Annotated in this window: 1 protein-coding gene; it reads left to right on the top strand. The window is 42.9% G+C overall.

Annotated features, from left to right (window positions below; all coding sequences use genetic code 11):
- Nucleotides 1–443: 443 nt before the first annotated feature.
- On the top strand, nt 444–1274 hold an 831-nt coding region (locus tag ACN0IC_RS15540), incomplete at its 3' end, for a hypothetical protein (RefSeq protein WP_416879657.1).

The raw sequence follows: 1274 nt of genomic DNA on the forward strand, positions 1-1274 counted from the left end.
ATTCTGATTCATCCTTCATTTTGAATGAACCAGAATATCTCCTCCCCCCCAGTCACATGTACTGGCACCATGCCATACATTACACTACAAAATGCCATGTGTGTGTGTGTAACCCACAGTCAAGGAATATACTTGGCACCTATAGTAACGTGGGAAGTCGGCAGTCTAGCCCTGTCCTCTAAGAGGACAGGGTCTGCTGCTGCTTGACTAAGCCAGCCTATGCAGACCCATGATCCCATAGCAGGGATAAGGCTGCAGTAGGCAGGACACAATGTCCTAACCCACAGACCCACATAAGAAGTGTAAGTACTCAGCCAACAGTTAACTGTTATGTTCCGTACAAAAACCATACACAATCCATACACAAACTTGTATCGCAGCATCACCCAGTGCTCAGAGCCTGTTTAGTGTTGCCTCCATATCTTGCAAATATAATAAGCAGAATGGCAGGCAGAGCCTTCGAGGGTGGTATTTATCACACCACCACTCAACAAGTCACAGCGGCCTTAGCTAGGCTAGATATAGAAGAACCTGACCAGTTGATTTTAGGCCAAGAAAAAGTCACAATTCCAGATTTAATCAGGCTCCAAGCCCGTAACAGTAATGAAGCAATGCGGGGCATTGCAACGTTTTTAGGATCAATCAGGGACATTCAAATAACTTTGCCTGGCACTCATGGCATCAATGAGCCGGCAGATGTGCAACAATTCCTCCAGGAAACAATTGAGAAACACACTTTGATTTCTCAACAACTAAGTCTGCTGGCCTATGGGCAGACACAAAGACAGGATGCAGGATTCTTACCAGGCAGCTATGAAAGTATTTCACCACCTTTAGTTTTTGATGTCACTGATTTGGAAACAAGAGTCCAAGATAGTAGTTTGAAAACAATCCATACTTTTAATGGAGAGGATGGAATGGTTGCAGAAAATCTAGAAACATTTCTAAGGTCGATCGCAGATGTCCAAAATACGGCTAAATTGACAGAGGAAGCAACCATTAAAGTGTTAATAAGAAAATGTGATAAAAGTTGCAGAATCTTAGTAGAGAAATATGTAGAAGGAAAACTTTTAGCAAATGTGACCTTCAAGGAACTGGTTCAACTCTTAGAAACCACTTTCGCAGTCGAGTGGTCGCCAAATGCCGCCAAAGGGAGATTATATTCACTCAAGTCTGCAGATTTTCCAACTATTCAAAGACTTGAAAGTGCAATAATCAGACTCGCTAAACTCGCTTCCCGGGACCTTCCAAAGACCCAAAGATCAGATTTTGTT

Source organism: Litorimonas sp. (assembly GCA_029936425.1).
Classification (GTDB): domain Bacteria; phylum Pseudomonadota; class Alphaproteobacteria; order Caulobacterales; family Maricaulaceae; genus Litorimonas.